Below are 15745 nucleotides of genomic sequence, written 5' to 3' on the forward strand. Positions count from 1 at the left end.
CAGCACCTTCTGCCCGATGGCCAGCGGCGTCTCGTCCCGCTGCGTCACCGAGACCAGCTCGCCATTCGGCTTGCGCACGACATACTCGAAGCCGGGCGAGGAGCCGACGCCCTTCTCCACCGCCGTGCCGAGCAGCCCGCCCAGCAGCCCGCCGCCGATGCCGGCGAAGGCGGAGGTGATGTCGCCGCCGCCCACCCGGGTGCCGACCACGCCGCCGGCGGCCGCGCCGGTCACGGCGCCGGTGGTGCCATCGGCCGAGATCTCGATCTGCCGGCGGCCGACCACCACGCCCTGCTCCACCTTGTTGGCCTGCTGCACGGCGCGGCTGGCATAGGTATCGGGCGAGTAGCTCGGGCTGCAGGCGGCCAGCATGGCCAGCACGAACATGGATGTGGCGATGGCTTTCAGGCCGGTCCTGGCGGCATGGGTCATGACGGCCCCCTTCATTCTCCGCTGCTTGCGCTGCGGCGCAAACTAGAAAGCGGCGTGCCCCGTGTCATCCCGCGCCGGTGTGCCACCAGCCATACAAAGTGTGGCGGACGAGGTGTGGCGGGCAAGGTGTCGCGGGTCAGGCGTTGCGGGCGTGGCGCGGCAGGGCCGCCGTGCCGGGCCGGGGGAGCAGGTTTTTCCAGCGGCGCTGTAACTTTTCGTCAAATTCCTAGTATGCGTATGGAGCGGCCGGGCACGCGCGGCCCGGCGCCCTTCGCTGTCGTGACCGCCGAGGAGACCCGCCCGTGCCAGACCCGCACCCACAACGCCCGCAGGCCGCCCCGGGTCAGCGCAGCCTGCAGCCCGTCGTCTTCATCGGCTCGGCCGCGCTGACCCTTGCCTTCGTCCTGTTCGGCGCGCTGGCGCCGGATGCCGCCGGCGCCACCTTCGGGGCGGTGCAGGGCTGGATCACCGCCGACCTGGGCTGGTTCTACCTGCTGACGGTGGCGGTGTTCCTGCTGTTCGTCATCTATCTCGCCATCAGCCGCCACGGCCTGGTGCGGCTGGGGCCGAACCATTCCGAGCCGGATTTCAGCTATGCCAGCTGGTTCGCCATGCTGTTCAGCGCCGGCATGGGCATCGGGCTGGTGTTCTTCGGCGTGGCCGAGCCGGTGACGCACTTCATGGCGCCGCCGGAGGGCGAGCCCGCCACCATCGCCGCCGCCCGCGCCGCCATGCGGCTGAGCTACTTCCACTGGGGGCTGCACGCCTGGGCCATCTACGCGGTGGTCGGGCTGGCGCTGGCCTATTTCAGCTTCCGCCATGGCCTGCCGCTGACCGTCCGCTCCGCCCTCTACCCGCTGGTGGGCGACCGCATCCACGGCCCCATCGGCCATGCGGTGGACATCTTCGCGGTGATCGGCACCATGTTCGGCGTCGCCACCTCGCTCGGCCTCGGCGCCCTGCAGGTGAATGCCGGGCTGTCGCACGTGCTGGGCGTGCCGGTGGGGTTCGGCGTGCAGGTCCTGCTCATCGCCGGCATCACGGCGCTGGCCACGCTCTCGGTGGCCTCCGGGCTAGACAAGGGCATCAAGCTGCTCTCCAACGGCAACCTGATCATGGCGGCGGCGCTGATGCTGTTCGTCTTCGTGGTCGGGCCCACCACCTTCCTGCTGCGCACCTTCGTGCAGAACCTGGGCGGCTATATCGACCAGTTCGCGCTGCGCACCTTCCACATGTACGCCTATGACCCGAACAGCTGGCTGGGCGACTGGACGCTGTTCTACTGGGGCTGGTGGATCGCCTGGTCGCCCTTCGTCGGCATGTTCATCGCCCGCATCTCGCGCGGCCGCACCATCCGGGAATTCGTCCTCGGCGTGCTGCTGGTGCCCACCGGCTTCACCTTCGCCTGGATGACCGTGTTCGGCGACAGCGCCCTCTGGCTGCACCTGAACGGCGTCACCACCGCCGTCTCCACCGCCGTGCAGAACGACGTGACGCTGGCGCTGTTCGTCTTCCTCGAGCAGTTCCCGCTGGCCACCCTCTCCTCCTGGCTGGCGATGGTGCTGATCGTCACCTTCTTCATCACCTCGGCCGACAGCGCGGCGCTGGTGGTCAGCACCATCACCGCCGGCGGGCGGACGGATGTGCCGCTGTGGCAGCGCATCTTCTGGGCGGTCTCCTCGGGCGTCATCGCGGCCGTGCTGCTGGCATCGGGCGAGGGGCTGCGGGCGTTGCAGACGGCCGCCATCGCCAGCGCGCTGCCCTTCGCGGTGGTGATGCTGCTGATCTGCTACGGGCTGCTGCGCGGCCTGCAGCGCGAGGGGCTGCGGCAGGACGCGCTGGCGCAGAACCTGCCGCCGCGCCAGGGCCGCTCCTGGCAGCGCCAGCTGCAGGGCATCCTCTCCCACCCCAGCCAGGCGGAGGTCGCGCGCTTCCTCGACGAGGTGGCGGCGCCGGCGCTGCGGGCGGTGGCGGAGGAGCTGCGCGGGCGCGGCCTCTCGGCCGAGCTGGAGGCGCGCGAGGGCCGGCTGCGCCTGGTCTCGATGCCCGGCGCGCCGGAGGAGTTCCACTACGGGCTGCGCCTGCGCCGCTACGCCATGCCGAGCTTCTCCTACTTCGAGAGCGGCCCGGATGTGGCGCCGCGCGAGCATTACTGGCGTGCCGAGGTGTTCCTGGAGGATGGCAGCCAGGATTACGACGTGATGGGCCTGACGCGGGAGGAGCTGATCCAGGACGTGCTGGCCCAGTACGACCGGCACTTCCAGTTCCTGCACGCCCTCCGCTCGGTGTGAGGCCGGCGGCCCGGCGGCGGCGCAACCCGCGCCGCCGCCACCGGTTGCCCCGCAGACAACCCGGAGCCGAGGAGACCAGCATGAGCCATCACCTCTCGCCCGAGATGCGGGCCTGCATCGAGAACTGCCTCCGCTGCTACAGCATCTGCCTGTCCAGCTTCTCGGGCCATTGCCTGGAGGCGGGCGGCCCGCACACCGAGCCGGCGCATGCGCGGCTGATGCTGGCCTGCGCCGAGATCTGCCGCACCTCGGCGCATTTCATGCTGCTGGGCACGCCGCACCACCGCCACACCTGCCGGGAATGCGCCGAGATCTGCCGCGAATGCGCCGATGACTGCGAGCGCGTGGGCGGCATGGAGGAATGCGTGGCGGCCTGCCGCAGCTGCGCCGAGAGCTGCGCCGCCATGGCCGCCTGAGGGCCGCCGCCGGGGGCGGGCGCGGGCGACGCCCGGCGCGGCCCCCGGCCCGTTCCTCGCCGGCCGGCCCGCCCCGGCCGCGCGTATCGCGGCGTAACGGGGCTTGACCGCGCCGCCGCCCGGGCGGAAACCGGATGCTTGCGGTGTTCGGACCCCTCGTGTTAGGCGCCGCCGCACCGCACCGGACGGAAGCCGCACGTGAACCCGCCGCTGATCTTTGTTCTGAACGGTCCCAACCTGAACCTGCTCGGCACCCGCCAGCCGGAGATCTACGGGGCCGAGACGCTGGACGACATCGAGGCGCTTTGCGCCGAGACGGCGGACGCGCTGGACCTCGCGATCGACTTCCGCCAGAGCAACGTGGAGGGCGAGCTGATCTCCTGGGTGCAGGAGGCGCGCAACCACGCGGCGGGCATCATCATCAACCCCGCCGGCTATTCCCACACCTCGGTCGCGCTGATGGATGCCCTGCTGGCCTCCGACCTGCCGGTGGTCGAGGTGCATCTGAGCAACATTCATCGCCGGGAATCCTTCCGGCACCTGTCCTACGTGTCGCGCGCGGCGCAGGGCGTGATCTGCGGCCTCGGGCCGCATGGCTACGCGCTGGCGCTGCGCGGCATCGCCGGCATCCTGGCCCAGTCCGAGCAGGACTGACGCGGCGCCAGGGCAACGGCAGAGAAAGAGGCTCCCCGAGAACGTCATGAGCGGCATTTCCTTCACCCCGGAGGCGATCCGGGCGCTGGCGCAGATCCTGCGCGAGACGGATCTGAGCGAGATCGAGCTGGCCGACGGCGAGAGCCGCCTGCGCGTCACCCGCAGCGTCACCGTGGCGCAGGTGGCGGTGGCGGCGCCCGCCCCGGTGGCGGCCGCCGCCGCGCCGGCCGTGGCCGTTCCCGCGGCCGCCCCCGCCGTGGCCGAGATCACCGCCAGCACGCCGGGCGCCGTCACCTCGCCGATGGTGGGTGTCGCCTATCTCTCGCCCGAGCCGGGCGCGGCGCCCTTCGTGCAGCTCGGCGCCCGCGTGGCGGCGGGGCAGACCCTGCTGCTGATCGAGGCGATGAAGACCTTCAACCAGATCAAGGCCCCCAAGGCCGGCACCGTGACGCGCATCCTGCTGGAGAGCGGCACGCCGGTCGAGTATGGCGAGCCGCTGATGGTGGTCGAGTAAAGGCACCCCGTGATGTTCAAGCCCGGGATGTTCAAGAAGGTGCTGATCGCCAACCGGGGCGAGATCGCGCTGCGCGTCCACCGCGCCTGCCAGGAAATGGGCATCCGCACCGTGGCGGTGCATTCCACCGCCGATGCCACCGCCATGCATGTGCGGCTGGCCGATGAGAGCGTCTGCATCGGCCCGCCGGCGGCGCGGGACAGCTACCTCAACGTCGCGGCCATCCTCTCGGCGGCCAGCATCACGGGGGCGGACGCCATCCACCCCGGCTATGGCTTCCTCTCCGAGAACGCCTCCTTCGCCGAGATGGTGGAGGCGCACGGCTTCGCCTTCATCGGCCCCACCGCCGAGCACATCCGCATGATGGGCGACAAGATCGCCGCCAAGCAGGCGATGCAGTCGCTCGGCGTGCCGCTGGTGCCGGGCAGTGACGGCGAGCTGGCCAGCCTGGAGGAAGCCCAGGCGGTGGCCGAGGCCATCAAGTACCCGGTGCTGATCAAGGCCGCCGCCGGCGGCGGCGGGCGCGGCATGAAGGTGGCCCACTCCGCCGAGGAGCTGGAGGAGGCCTGGCGCGTCGCCCGCACCGAGGCCAAGGCCGCCTTCGGCAACGACGCCGTCTACATGGAGAAGTATCTCGACCGGCCGCGGCACATCGAGCTGCAGGTGATGGCCGACATGTACGGCAACGTGGTGCATTTCGGCGAGCGCGACTGCTCCCTCCAGCGCCGCCACCAGAAGCTGGTGGAGGAGGCCGGCTCGCCCGCGCTGACGCCGGACGAGCGCGCGGCGATCGGCGCGCAGGTGACGCAGGGCCTCTCGAAGCTCGGCTACCGCAACGCCGGCACGCTGGAATTCCTGTGGCAGGACGGCCAGTTCAGCTTCATCGAGATGAACACCCGCCTGCAGGTGGAGCATCCGGTGACGGAGATGGTCTGCGGCGTGGACCTGGTGAAGGAGCAGCTCCGCGTCGCCGCCGGCGAGCGGCTGGGCTACACGCAGGAGGACATCACCTTCAGCGGCCACGCCATCGAGTGCCGCATCACCGCCGAGGACCCGGAGAGCTTCGCGCCCTCGCCCGGCCGGGTGAACACCTACCACGCGCCGGGCGGGCTGGGGGTGCGGGTGGATAGCGCCCTCTACTCCGGCTACGCCGTGCCGCCGCACTACGACAGCCTGGTGGCCAAGCTGGTGGTGCACGGCAAGACGCGCGCCGAGGCCATCGCGCGGATGCGCCGCGCCCTCTCCGAGATGGTGGTGGACGGCATCAAGACCACGCTGCCGCTGCACCAGCGCATCATGGACGACGCGCAGTTCCAGTCGGGCGACTACACCATCCACTGGCTGGAGCGCTTCGTCGGCCTGCGCGGCTGAGGCCGCGCCCAGGATGACCGGCGCGGCTGAGGCCGCGTCGGGAAAGGTCTGCGCGGCCGAGGCCGCGTGGGTGAGCACCGGGCGGCGCTTCCGACAGGGCGCCGCCCCCCCCCGCTGTCCCGCGCCCCGGGGCGGCAGGAAGGCGGCCGGCACCGCGAAAAAGGCGGACTGCCCCTTTCCCTTCATCTTTTGGCTATGCCCGGGACGCAGCCTGCGCGCCTTCCTGCCGTTAACCAGGACAGGACCGCCCGCCTCACGCCTCCGGGAATGTCGATGAACGGCCCGATTTCCGTCCCCCCGCCCGCGACGCCGCAGCAGAGCGAGGCCATGCCCCCCGAGGCCCGTTCCGCCTGGCGATGGGCCGTTCTGCGCCCCTGGCTGCTGCTGGGCGGTGGCGCCCTGATGGCGGCGCTGGCGCTGTTCGCGCTGCATGGCCTCTCGCGCGAGCTGGACTACGCGGCCGTGGTGGCCAGCCTCTCGGCGCAGAGCCCCTGGGTGCTGCTGGCGGCGGTGGCGGCCACGGCGCTCAGCTTCGTCGCCATGCTGGGCTATGACCTCTCGGCGCTGCGGCATGTGGCGCCGGGGGCGGTGCCGCCGCGCATCGCCGCGCTCGCGGCCTTCTGCGGCTTCGCGCTCAGCAACACGGTGGGGGTGGGGGCCTTCACCGGCGCCGCCGTGCGCTGGCGCATCTACGCCGCCGCCGGGCTGAAGCCCGAGCGCATCGCCCGGCTGCTGGTCTTCGTCACCGCCAGCTTCGTGCTGGGGCTGTTCGCCGTCGGCGCGCTCGGGCTGCTGATCACCGCCGAATCGGTCGATGACTGGTCGGGCCTGCCGCCTGTGCTGCTGCGCGGCGTCGCCCTGCTGTTCCTGGCCGCCATGGGCGGCCTGGCGCTGCTCGGGCGGCTCAGGCCCGGCGCGCTGCGCCTCGGGCGCTTCGTGCTGCGGGTGCCGCCCATGCGGCTGGTGCTGTTCCAGGGGCTGGTCTCGCTGGTCGATATCGGCGCCGCCGCCACGGTGCTGTGGCTGCTGCTGCCGGCCGGCGCGGTGGACCTGCCCTTCTTCATCGCCCTCTACGCCGTGGCCATCGCCATCGGCGCCGCCAGCCACCTGCCGGGCGGCATCGGCGTGTTCGAGGCGGTGGTGCTGCTCGCCTTCCGCGACACCGGCGTGCCGCTGGACCAGGTGGCGGCCGCGCTGGTGCTCTACCGCCTCATCTACTTCGCGCTGCCGCTGGGGCTGGCGCTGCTGCTGCTGGCCGGGTTCGAGGTCAGCCGGCGCGCGCACCTGCTGCGGGGTGGCACCCGCGCGGTGCGCGCCGCCACCCGGCTGATGCCGCGCTTCCTCGGCGCCACCGCCTTCGCCGCCGGCGCCGGGCTGCTGCTGGGCGGCGTCACGCCCCCCGCCGGCGAGATGCCCGGCCTGCTGGCCCCCGCCCTGCCGCTGCCGCTGTTCGAGGCCAGCCACCTGATCTCCAGCGTCGGCGGGCTGCTGCTGCTCTTCGTGGCGCATGGGCTGGTGCACCGGCTGGACGGCGCCTGGTGGCTGGCGCTCGCCCTGGCGCTGAGCGGCCTCGTGCTCTCGGTGGCGCGCGGCGGCGGCGCGCTGGAGCTGGCGCTGCTCGCGCTCCTGGCCATCGCCCTCCTCGCCTCGCGCGAGCGGTTCGACCGCCGCGCGCGGATGCTGGCGCCGAGCTTCACCCCCGGCTGGTGGCTGGCCGCCGCGGGGGTGGTGGCCGCCGCCGCCTGGCTGCTGTTCTTCGCCCACCGGGACGTGGCGTATTCCCGCCAGCTCTGGTGGCAGTTCGAGCTGGACGCCTCCGCCCCGCGCAACATGCGCGCGGCGCTGGGGGCGGTGCTGGCGCTGTTCGCCGCCGGGCTGTGGGCGCTGCTGCGCCCCGTGCGCCACGCCACCCACCCGCCGACGCCGGAGGAGCTGGAGCGCGCCACCGCCATCCTCGCCCGGCAGGAGCGGGCGGACGCCAACCTGGTGCGGATGGGCGACAAGGCGCTGCTCTTCGCCGAGCAGGGCGATGCCTTCATCATGTATGGCCGGCGCGGCCGATCCTGGATCGCGCTCTACGACCCGGTGGGGCCGAAGGCGCGGCGGATCGACCTTGTCTGGCGCTTCGTCGAGATGGCCGATGCCCAGGGCGGGCGCGCCGCCTTCTATCAGGTGCGGCCGGAGAACCTGCCGCTCTACATCGATGCCGGGCTGCGGCCGCTGAAGCTGGGGGAGGCGGCGCGCGTGCCGCTGGAGAGCTTCAGCCTGACCGGCAAGTCCCGCCAGCCGCTGCGCAGCGCGCTGAACCGCGCCGAGCGCGAGGGCCTCACCTTCGCGGTGCTGCCGCCCGAGGCGGTGCCGGCGGCGATGGCCGAGCTGTCCTCCGTCTCCCGCGAATGGCTGGCGCAGCACAATGCGCGGGAGAAGGCCTTCTCCCTCGGCGCCTTCGAGCCGGCCTATGTGGCGGCGCAGCCGGTGGCGGTGGTGCGGGACCTGCAGGGCGCCATCATCGCCTTCGCCACCCTGCTGGAGACGCCCGGCCACCGCGCCGAGATGTCGATCGACCTGATGCGCCACCGCGCCGAGATCCCGCCCGGCACGATGGACTTCCTGTTCCTGAAGCTGATCCTGCGCGCCAAGGAGAGCGGCCACGCCTATTTCGACCTCGGCATGGCGCCGCTCTCGGGCCTGGCCGCGCACCGTCTGGCGCCGGTCTGGCACCGGCTGGGCGGGCTGGTCTTCCGCCGCGGCGAGCGCTTCTACAATTTCCGCGGCCTGCGCGCCTTCAAGGACAAGTTCGACCCTGTCTGGGAGCCGCGCTACCTCTGCGCCCCCGGCGGGCTGGACCCCTGGGTGGTGCTGGCCGATGTGGCGGCCCTGCAATCGGGCGGGCTGCGCGGGGTGATCGGGAAATGAGCATGCAGCGGCGTCCGCTCCTGGCTGGCCTGGCCGGCGCCCTGGCCCTGCCCCCCGCCGCCCGCGCGGCGGCGCCGCGGCGCGACGCCGCCGCCTGGCTGGTGGAGATGCCGCCGCGCCAGAAGCAGGGCGACATCTTCGCCATCATCCTCTCCGGCGATGGCGGCTGGCGCGACCTGGACCGGCAGATCGGCCGCCACATGCGGGACCGGGGCATCCCCGTGCTCGGCTTCGACTGCCTGAACTGGTTCTGGAAGCGCCGCTCGCCGGAGGAGGTGGCGGCGGAGCTGGACCGCGTCATCGCCCTCTACGCCGCCCGGTGGGAGACGCCGCGCGTGGCGCTGATCGGCTACTCCTTCGGCGCCGACGTCATGCCCTTCGCCTGGAACCGCATGGCGGCGGAGAACAAGGAGAGGGTGGTGCTGATCAGCCTGCTGGCCTTCGCGAAGGAGGCGGCCTTCGAGATCAAGGTGGGGGATTTCATCGGCCTCTCCCGCCCCAGCGCGCTGCCCACCGCGCCGGAGATCCCCGGCCTGCCGCCCGCCCTGGTGCAATGCGTCTATGGCTCGGAGGAGGAGGCGGAGACGGCCTGCAACGCCTTCCAGGACACGCCGGCCCAGCGCATCCGCATCAAGGGCGGCCACCATTTCGACGAGGACTATCCGGCCCTCGCCGAGCGCATCATGGCCCGCCTGCCGCGCTGAGGCCCGCGGCCATGCCGCAGGCTGGCCTCCGGCCCCCGGCGGCGTCATGATGGGCGCCATGTCCCGCCACCTGGTGGAAATCACCCCCGACCTCCTGCTGCGCGCCTACCGCGCCGGCCTCTTTCCCATGGCGGAATCGCGCGCCGGCAACCGCCTCTACTGGCTGGACCCGGAGCTGCGCGGAGTCCTGCCGCTGGAGGGCTTCCACCTCTCCCGCCGGCTGCGCCGCACCGTGCTCTCCGGCCCCTACACCGTGACGGCGGACACCGCCTTCGCCCAGGTCATCGCCGCCTGCGCCGCCCCCGCCCCGGGGCGGGAGGACAGCTGGATCAACCCCGAGATCGAGCGGCTGTTCAACGATCTCCACCGCATGGGACATGGCCATTCGGTGGAGACCTGGCAGGAGGGCGAGCTGGTGGGCGGCCTCTACGGCGTCTCGCTGGGCGGCGCCTTCTTCGGCGAGAGCATGTTCAGCCGCGCGCGGGACGCCTCGAAGGTGGCGCTGGTGCATCTGGTGGCGCGGCTGCGGCTGGGAGGGTTCACCCTGCTGGACACCCAGTTCATCACCGGGCACCTCGCGCAGTTCGGGGCGGCCGAGATCCCCCGCGCACTCTACAAGCAGCAGCTCGCGGAAGCGGTCGAGCGGCCGGCGCGGTGGGATCTGGACAGCGCGGAGATCGAGGCGGAGATCAGGGGGATGCGGGAGTAAAAACGGAAAAGGCCGGGGGAAGGAATTCCCCTGGACCCCTTCTTTTCTCTGCCCGTCTTTTCTCTGCCCGTCAGCTGCGGGTGGGGGCGGCCCAGAGGAGGTCCTGCTCGGGCAGGGGGAGTTCCTCCAGCTCGGCCAGGAAGCTCTCCGCCCAGCGGGTGGCGGTCTGCTCCTCCAGGCCGCGCATCATGTTCTCCCAGCGCTCGCGGCGCTCGGGCAGCGGCATCTTCAACGCCTTGTCCAGCGTCTCGCCCATCGCCTCGGCATCCAGCGGGTTGACCAGCAGCGCGCCTTCCATGGTCTCGGCGGCGCCGGCGAAGCTGGAGAGCACCAGCACGCCAGGATCCTCGGGGTCCTGCGCCGCCACGTATTCCTTGGCCACCAGGTTCATGCCGTCGCGCAGCGGGGTGACGAGGCCGACACGGGCGGCGCGGTAGAACCCCGCCAGCGTGTCCCGCGCCACCGCGCGGGCCACATAGCGCACCGGCGTCCAGTCGAACTCGGCGTAGTCGCCATTGATGCGGCCGGCGAGCGAATCCAGCTCGCGGCGCAGGTTGCGGTAGCTGGCCACCTCGTTGCGGCTGCGCGCCGCCACCTGCAGGTAGGTCACCTTGTTCAGATGCTCGGGGAAGTTGGCCAGCAGGGCGGCGAAGCCGCGCATCCGGTGCGGCAGGCCCTTGGTGTAGTCCAGCCGCTCGGCGCCGACGATCAGCGCGCGGTCGCCCATGCTGGCGGTCAGGCGCTGCGTCTCGGGGCCGTAGGCGGCCTTGCGCGCCAGTGTGGCGAAGCCGCGCGTGTCGATGCCGATCGGGTGGGCGGAGAGCTGGGCGCGGCGCATCTGGCCGGCCACCTCGCCACGCACGCCGCCGGTGGCGTCGGGCGTCAGGCCAAGGCCATCCTGGAAGCAGTTGATCATGCCCGCCAGGTCACGCTTGGTCTGCACCCCCACCAGGTCGTAGGCCAGCAGGTCGCGCAGCAGCCGCTCGGCGTCGGGAAGCGCCGAGAGCACCGCGAAGGGCGGGAAGGGGATGTGCAGGAAGAAGCCGATGCGCTGCTGGGCGCCCAGCGCCCGCAGCTCCGCCGCCATGGGGATCATCTGGTAGTCATGGATCCAGACGGTGTCCTCGGGGCCGAGCAGCGGGAGCAGCGCCTGCGCGAAATCCCGGTTCACCTTCCGGTAGGAGGCGGCCTCCGCCCGGTCGTACTCCATCAGCCCGAGGCGGAAGTGGAACAGCGGCCAGAGGGTGTTGTTGGAGTAGCCGGCGTAGAAGCCCTTGTGGTCCTCGTCCGACAGGTCGATCGTGGCGTAGTCGATGCCGCCCGCTCGGACCTGGCGGGGCTCCAGGGTCGGGTTCTTGCGGGTCTCGCCGCTCCAGCCGAACCACAGCCCGCCGCTGGCCTTGAGCACGTCCTTCAGCGCCACGGCTAGGCCGCCCGCCGAGGGTTCCCCCCGCCGCGGCACCGCCACGCGGTTGGAAACGACGACTACCCGCCCCACAGACCGTGCTCCCACGAACGGCTCAAACGCATCGCCGACAGAATCAGGCCAACATGGGAATAGGTCTGAGGAAAGTTCCCCCAGAGCTGATTCCTTTTCGGGTCCAGGTCCTCTGCGAGTAGCCCCAGGTGATTCCGGCACGACAGGATGCTCCCGAACATGGCGCGCGCTTCCTCCGTCCGGCCGGCGGCAGCGAGCGCGTCCACGTACCAGAACGAACAAACGAGGAAGGCGGTTTCAGGTTTCCCGAAATCGTCAGACATATCGTAACGGTAAAGAAATCCGTCATGGATCAGCCGCCGCCCGATCATGTCGAGCGTGCCGAGGAAGCGCGGATCGGTGGCCGGCAGGAAGCCGATCTCGGGCAGCAGCAGCAGCGCCGCGTCCATCCCGTCGCTCTCGAAGCTCTCGACGAAGCTGCCGAGATGCGGCCGGAAGGCCTTCTCGCAGATCACCGCGTGCAACTCGCGCGCCGATTTCGCCCAGCGCTCCGCCCGGTCGTGCAGCCCGAGATGCTTGGCGATGCCGGACAGCCGCGCCATGCCCGCCCAGCACATGGCCGCCGAGAAGGTGTGGATGCGCGCCCGCCCGCGGTATTCCCAGATGCCGGCATCCGGCGTCAGGGCGCGGGCCTCGGCCTGCTCGCCCAGCTTCTCCAGCAGGCGGAACAGCGGCTCGCCGGCGGGGCGGGGCAGGCGCTGGTCGAAGAACATCTGTGCCGCGGCCATGATGACCGAGCCATAGACGTCGTTCTGCACCTGCTCGGCCGCCTGGTTGCCGACCCGGACAGGACCCATGCCCAGGAAGCCCGGCAGCGCTTCCTCGATGCGTTCCGGCATGGGGAGGGAAGGCACCAGAGGGTAGCAGGGTTTCAGCACGCCGCCCGGGGAGATCGCCACCACGTTGGTGACGTAGCGGATGTACTCCTCCATCGTCCGGGTGGTGCCGAGGCGGTTCAGCGCCTGCACGGTGAACAGCGCGTCGCGCAGCCAGCAGTAGCGGTAGTCCCAGTTGCGCTCGGTGTCCGCCGCCTCGGGGATCGAGGTGGTGAGCGCCGCCACCACCGCGCCCGTCTCCTCGAAGGTGCAGAGCTTCAGCGTGATGGCGGCGCGGATCACCGCCTCCTGCCACTCGAAGGGCAGGTGCAGGCCGCGCGTCCAGTCCAGCCAGTAATTCTCCGTCTCGCGGATGAACTCCTGGCCGATCGCCTCCGCCCCCTCCGGCACCGTCTCGTCCGGGCCGAGGATGAGGGTGACGGGCTGGTCGAGCAGGAAGGGCGCCTCCTCGGCCAGGCAGGCCAGTGGCGCGTCGGTGGTGACGCGCAGCGCCGCGTCGTCGGTGAAGTAGCGCAGGTGGTTGGAGCCGGAGCGGCGCACCGGCTTGTCCCGCCCCCAATGGGCGCGCGGGCGGATGCGCAGCCGGATCAGCGGCTGGCCGGAGAGCGGCTCGATCCGCCGCACCAGCATGGGCGGGCGGAAGCTGCGGCCGAAGCGGCGGAAGCGCGGCGCGGCGTCGATGATGCGCAGCCGCCCGCCATGCTCGTCCTCCAGCTCGGTCTCCAGCACCGCCGTGTTGCGGCGGTAGGTCTGGCGGGTCTTGGTGAGCCCGATCAGCTCGCATTCCATGAACCCGTCCTGCGGCTCCGCGCCGCCGAGCAGGGCCGAGAAGATCGGGTCGCCATCGAAGCGCGGCCAGCAGAGCCAGGAGCAGCGGCCCTGCCGGTCGAACAGCCCGGCGATGATGCCGTTGCCGACGGGCGCGAGGTCGAGGGGCTGGCTCATGCCGGCAGCCGGGCGGCGATGCGGTCCAGCCAGGCCAGCACCGCGGCGGGGCCGGCGAAGTCGCGCGGGATGCGGTAGCCGGTGCCGCCCAGCGCGCGGCAGGCCTCGATGCCGAACTCGTCGGTCACGTCGTCGCCGATGAAGATGGGGGTGCGTCCGGCGAAGGGCGCGTGGCGCATCAGCCAGGAGACGGCCACGCCCTTATCGGTGGCGCGCGGCCGCAGCTCGGCGGCGGCATGGGCGGGCAGCACCTGGAAGTCGGTGCCCTCGGCGAGGCCGCGCAGGAAGGCGGCGGCTTCCTCGCCGCGCTCCGGCACGGCGCGGAAATGCAGCACGAAGCCGTGCTTCTTCTCCTCCAGCAGCAGGCCGGGGCGGGCCTCGGCGAAGGCTTCCGCCGCCGCGCGCCAGTCCTCGGGCGGGAAGGGCGGCAGCGGCATGGGCGGGATGGCGGCGCCCGGCAGGGCGGAGGCGTCGATGATGGTGCCGTGCTCGGCGGCGAAGGCGATGGGCGGCGCCTGGGTCAGGCCGCGCGCCACCTCCAGGCCGCGGCCGGTGACGATGGCGACCGCCCCGCCCAGCCCGGCCGAGAGGCGCGCCAGCAGGGCGGGGAGGTGCGGCGGCACCACCACGGCGTCCGGGCGCGGGGCGATCTCGATCAGCGTGCCGTCGAGGTCGAGGAAAAGCGCGGCCTCGCGCTGGGGCAAGGGCGGGGCGTCGGGAAAGGCGTTCTGCTCCATGACTTCCCGATATGGCCGGATGCGGGGAGATGGGGAACCCTGGGTCGGAGGACTCGCGGCGCAAATTCTCCGCCAGCGGGTGCGGCGGAGGCTCCTGGCGGGATTGTGACCCGCGCCCCGGCCGGCCGGGGCGCCGGGCCGGCCCCTCACCGTGTCAGAGGCACTCCAGCACGCGCAGGTCGTAGACCGGGTGCTCCAGCATCGACACGCCGGGCGCGTTGGCGAACATCCAGCCGCGGAACACCGGGAGGCCGCGCGAATCGTTGCGGGTCTCCAGCACCTCCAGCCAGGCGGCGGCGTCCGGCACCTCCTCCGGCGGGCGGGCGTTGCAGGCGTGCACGATCACCCGCAGCGTGCCGAAGGTGGCCGGGCGGCCGAGCGGCGTCTCCAGGATGGTGATGCGCGCCGTCACCTTGTCCAGCGCCTGGAGCTTGGCGTTGCGCTTCGGCACCCAGCCCTGGTCCTGCGGCTGGGCGCGCAGCGGCGCCTCCGCCAGCGGCGTGGCGGCCAGCAGCAGGCCGAGCAGAAGGGGGCGCAGCAACGGGCGCAGGCGGCGCATCAGCCGGCCCCCCCAGCGCCGGGCCCGGCACGGCGCGGGCTGGGCAGGGCCTGCACCATCTCGGCCAGGATGCGGCGCATCGCCGCCTCGTCGACGCCCATCAGCACGGCATCCTCCAGCAGGTCCTGCAGCAGGGTGGCGGCCTCCCGGTGGTTCTCGGCCAGCACCTTCAGCTTCTCCCGGCAGGAGACGGGCTGGCCGTCGGCGCCCGGCCAGCGGGCGGGCGGCTCCAGGCTCATGGCCGCGCGGCGGGGGCCGGGGCGGGCGCGGGCGCCTCGCCCTCCTGCTGCCGGGCGGTGTTCGAGGTCAGTTCCGTCACCGAGAAGATGAAGCGGCCCAGCAGCGATTCGAGGCTGACGGCGGACTGGGTGATGGTGACCTCCTGCCCGTCCTTCAGCATGGTCTCGGAGCCGCCCGGCACCAGCGCCACGTACTTGCCGCCCAGCAGGCTCTCCGAGGTGATCTCGGCCGAGCTGTCGTCGGGGATGGCGATGTCGGAAGCGACGCGCAGCCGCAGCACCGCCAGGTAGGTACGCGGGTCGATGTGCTGCTCGACGACGCTGCCGACCTTGACGCCGCCGATGCGCACATCGGCGCCCGGGGTCAGACCGTCGATCCGGTCGAACTTGGCGCTGAGGGTGATGCCGCCGCCGCCGCCGACCAGGCTGCGCCCGGACTGGCCGATCGCGAACACCAGGAAGGCGGCCGCCACCAGCACCACCACGGCGCCGGTGAGGATCTCGGCGATGTTGCGGCCCTGCATGCGGCTGCCTCCGGCCTTGCCTGCGGCGATCTGTCCTGACACGGCCTCAGCCACCCGGGGTCCAGGCTTCGTAGTCGCCGGCCGTGGGGGCGCGGCGGGCGCCGGAATAGTCGTGCCCCGGCGGGCGGTAGGCCTGGGCGGTGCCGGTCAGGTTGCGCTGGTGCTCGCGCTGCCACGGGTAGCGCTTCTGCTCCGAGAGCGGCGCGTCGGTCACGTGGTGCAGCCAGCAATGCCACTCGGACGGCACGGTGGTCGGGTCCGGCTCGCCGGCATAGAGCACGAAGCGGCGCTTGCGGCCGTAGCCGAGCCAGGTCTTGCGGCTCTCGTAATAGGTGTTGCCGAAGCGGTCGGTGCCGATCTTGCTGGCGGTGAGGCCAGTGGTCAGCCGCTGCAGGAAGGA

15 protein-coding genes and 1 pseudogene are annotated in these 15745 nt (G+C 72.1%); 8 read left to right on the plus strand and 8 right to left on the minus strand.

Going from position 1 to position 15745, the window contains the following annotated elements:
* Positions 1-447 (minus strand): annotated as a pseudogene (locus ACZJYS_RS15755) (hypothetical protein); the annotation flags it as partial.
* 287 nt (positions 448-734) lie between these two features.
* Here ACZJYS_RS15755 and ACZJYS_RS15760 point away from each other — a divergent pair.
* The 8 genes from ACZJYS_RS15760 (at position 735) to aat (ending at position 10007) form a co-directional block, all read left to right on the plus strand.
* Complete coding sequence (locus ACZJYS_RS15760) at positions 735-2723, plus strand: BCCT family transporter (RefSeq protein ID WP_379631392.1); 1989 nt, start codon at positions 735-737, stop codon at positions 2721-2723.
* 80 nt (positions 2724-2803) lie between these two features.
* On the plus strand, positions 2804-3139 hold the full coding sequence (locus tag ACZJYS_RS15765) for a four-helix bundle copper-binding protein (protein ID WP_109517930.1): 336 nt from the start codon (positions 2804-2806) through the stop codon (positions 3137-3139).
* Positions 3140-3337: 198 nt separating this feature from the next.
* Complete coding sequence (gene aroQ / locus ACZJYS_RS15770; RefSeq protein ID WP_109517929.1) at positions 3338-3793, plus strand: type II 3-dehydroquinate dehydratase; 456 nt, start codon at positions 3338-3340, stop codon at positions 3791-3793.
* Between the two features lie 46 nt (positions 3794-3839).
* Positions 3840-4307 (plus strand): acetyl-CoA carboxylase biotin carboxyl carrier protein, encoded by a 468-nt coding sequence (gene accB, locus ACZJYS_RS15775; RefSeq protein WP_493179549.1) that lies wholly within the window; start codon positions 3840-3842, stop codon positions 4305-4307.
* 27 nt (positions 4308-4334) lie between these two features.
* Positions 4335-5678 carry an acetyl-CoA carboxylase biotin carboxylase subunit gene (accC, locus tag ACZJYS_RS15780; RefSeq protein WP_109518027.1) on the plus strand — a complete coding sequence of 448 codons (1344 nt, stop codon included), beginning with the start codon at positions 4335-4337 and terminating at the stop codon, positions 5676-5678.
* Positions 5679-5951: 273 nt separating this feature from the next.
* Positions 5952-8594, plus strand: a complete 2643-nt coding sequence (gene mprF / locus ACZJYS_RS15785) for a bifunctional lysylphosphatidylglycerol flippase/synthetase MprF (RefSeq protein ID WP_493179551.1) — start codon at positions 5952-5954, stop codon at positions 8592-8594.
* A gap of 2 nt (positions 8595-8596) precedes the next feature.
* Positions 8597-9298, plus strand: coding sequence for a virulence factor family protein (locus tag ACZJYS_RS15790; RefSeq protein ID WP_493179554.1), 702 nt, complete (start codon positions 8597-8599; stop codon positions 9296-9298).
* A gap of 58 nt (positions 9299-9356) precedes the next feature.
* Entirely contained in the window at positions 9357-10007 is a 651-nt protein-coding gene (aat, locus tag ACZJYS_RS15795; RefSeq protein WP_109517925.1) for a leucyl/phenylalanyl-tRNA--protein transferase, read from the plus strand.
* Positions 10008-10077: 70 nt separating this feature from the next.
* On the opposite strand, the gene ACZJYS_RS15800 is transcribed toward aat, so the two are convergent.
* From ACZJYS_RS15800 to ACZJYS_RS15830, 7 genes are all read right to left on the minus strand, one after another.
* A complete protein-coding gene (locus ACZJYS_RS15800) occupies positions 10078-11505 on the minus strand; it encodes an alpha,alpha-trehalose-phosphate synthase (UDP-forming) (protein ID WP_109517924.1) in 1428 nt (475 codons plus the stop codon).
* Complete coding sequence (locus ACZJYS_RS15805; RefSeq protein ID WP_109517923.1) at positions 11493-13286, minus strand: glycoside hydrolase family 15 protein; 1794 nt, start codon at positions 13284-13286, stop codon at positions 11493-11495. The genes ACZJYS_RS15800 and ACZJYS_RS15805 overlap by 13 nt, the downstream gene beginning before the upstream one ends.
* Positions 13283-14023, minus strand: coding sequence for a trehalose-phosphatase (gene otsB, locus ACZJYS_RS15810; RefSeq protein ID WP_379650960.1), 741 nt, complete (start codon positions 14021-14023; stop codon positions 13283-13285). Before otsB ends, ACZJYS_RS15805 begins: the two co-directional genes overlap by 4 nt.
* Before the next feature lie 154 nt (positions 14024-14177).
* Positions 14178-14582, minus strand: coding sequence for a DUF2155 domain-containing protein (locus tag ACZJYS_RS15815; RefSeq protein WP_109517921.1), 405 nt, complete (start codon positions 14580-14582; stop codon positions 14178-14180).
* Positions 14582-14821 (minus strand): hypothetical protein, encoded by a 240-nt coding sequence (locus ACZJYS_RS15820; protein WP_109517920.1) that lies wholly within the window; start codon positions 14819-14821, stop codon positions 14582-14584. The genes ACZJYS_RS15815 and ACZJYS_RS15820 overlap by 1 nt, the downstream gene beginning before the upstream one ends.
* The gene (gene mlaD / locus ACZJYS_RS15825) at positions 14818-15345 is read right to left on the minus strand and encodes an outer membrane lipid asymmetry maintenance protein MlaD (RefSeq protein ID WP_109517919.1); all 528 of its coding nucleotides are present in this window, start codon (positions 15343-15345) and stop codon (positions 14818-14820) included. Before mlaD ends, ACZJYS_RS15820 begins: the two co-directional genes overlap by 4 nt.
* Positions 15346-15391: 46 nt before the next feature.
* Positions 15392-15745: NADH-ubiquinone oxidoreductase subunit NDUFA12 family protein (locus tag ACZJYS_RS15830; protein WP_493179557.1), on the minus strand; the 354-nt coding region annotated here is incomplete at its 5' end.

It is taken from the genome of Roseomonas sp. TS2, assembly GCF_058833935.1.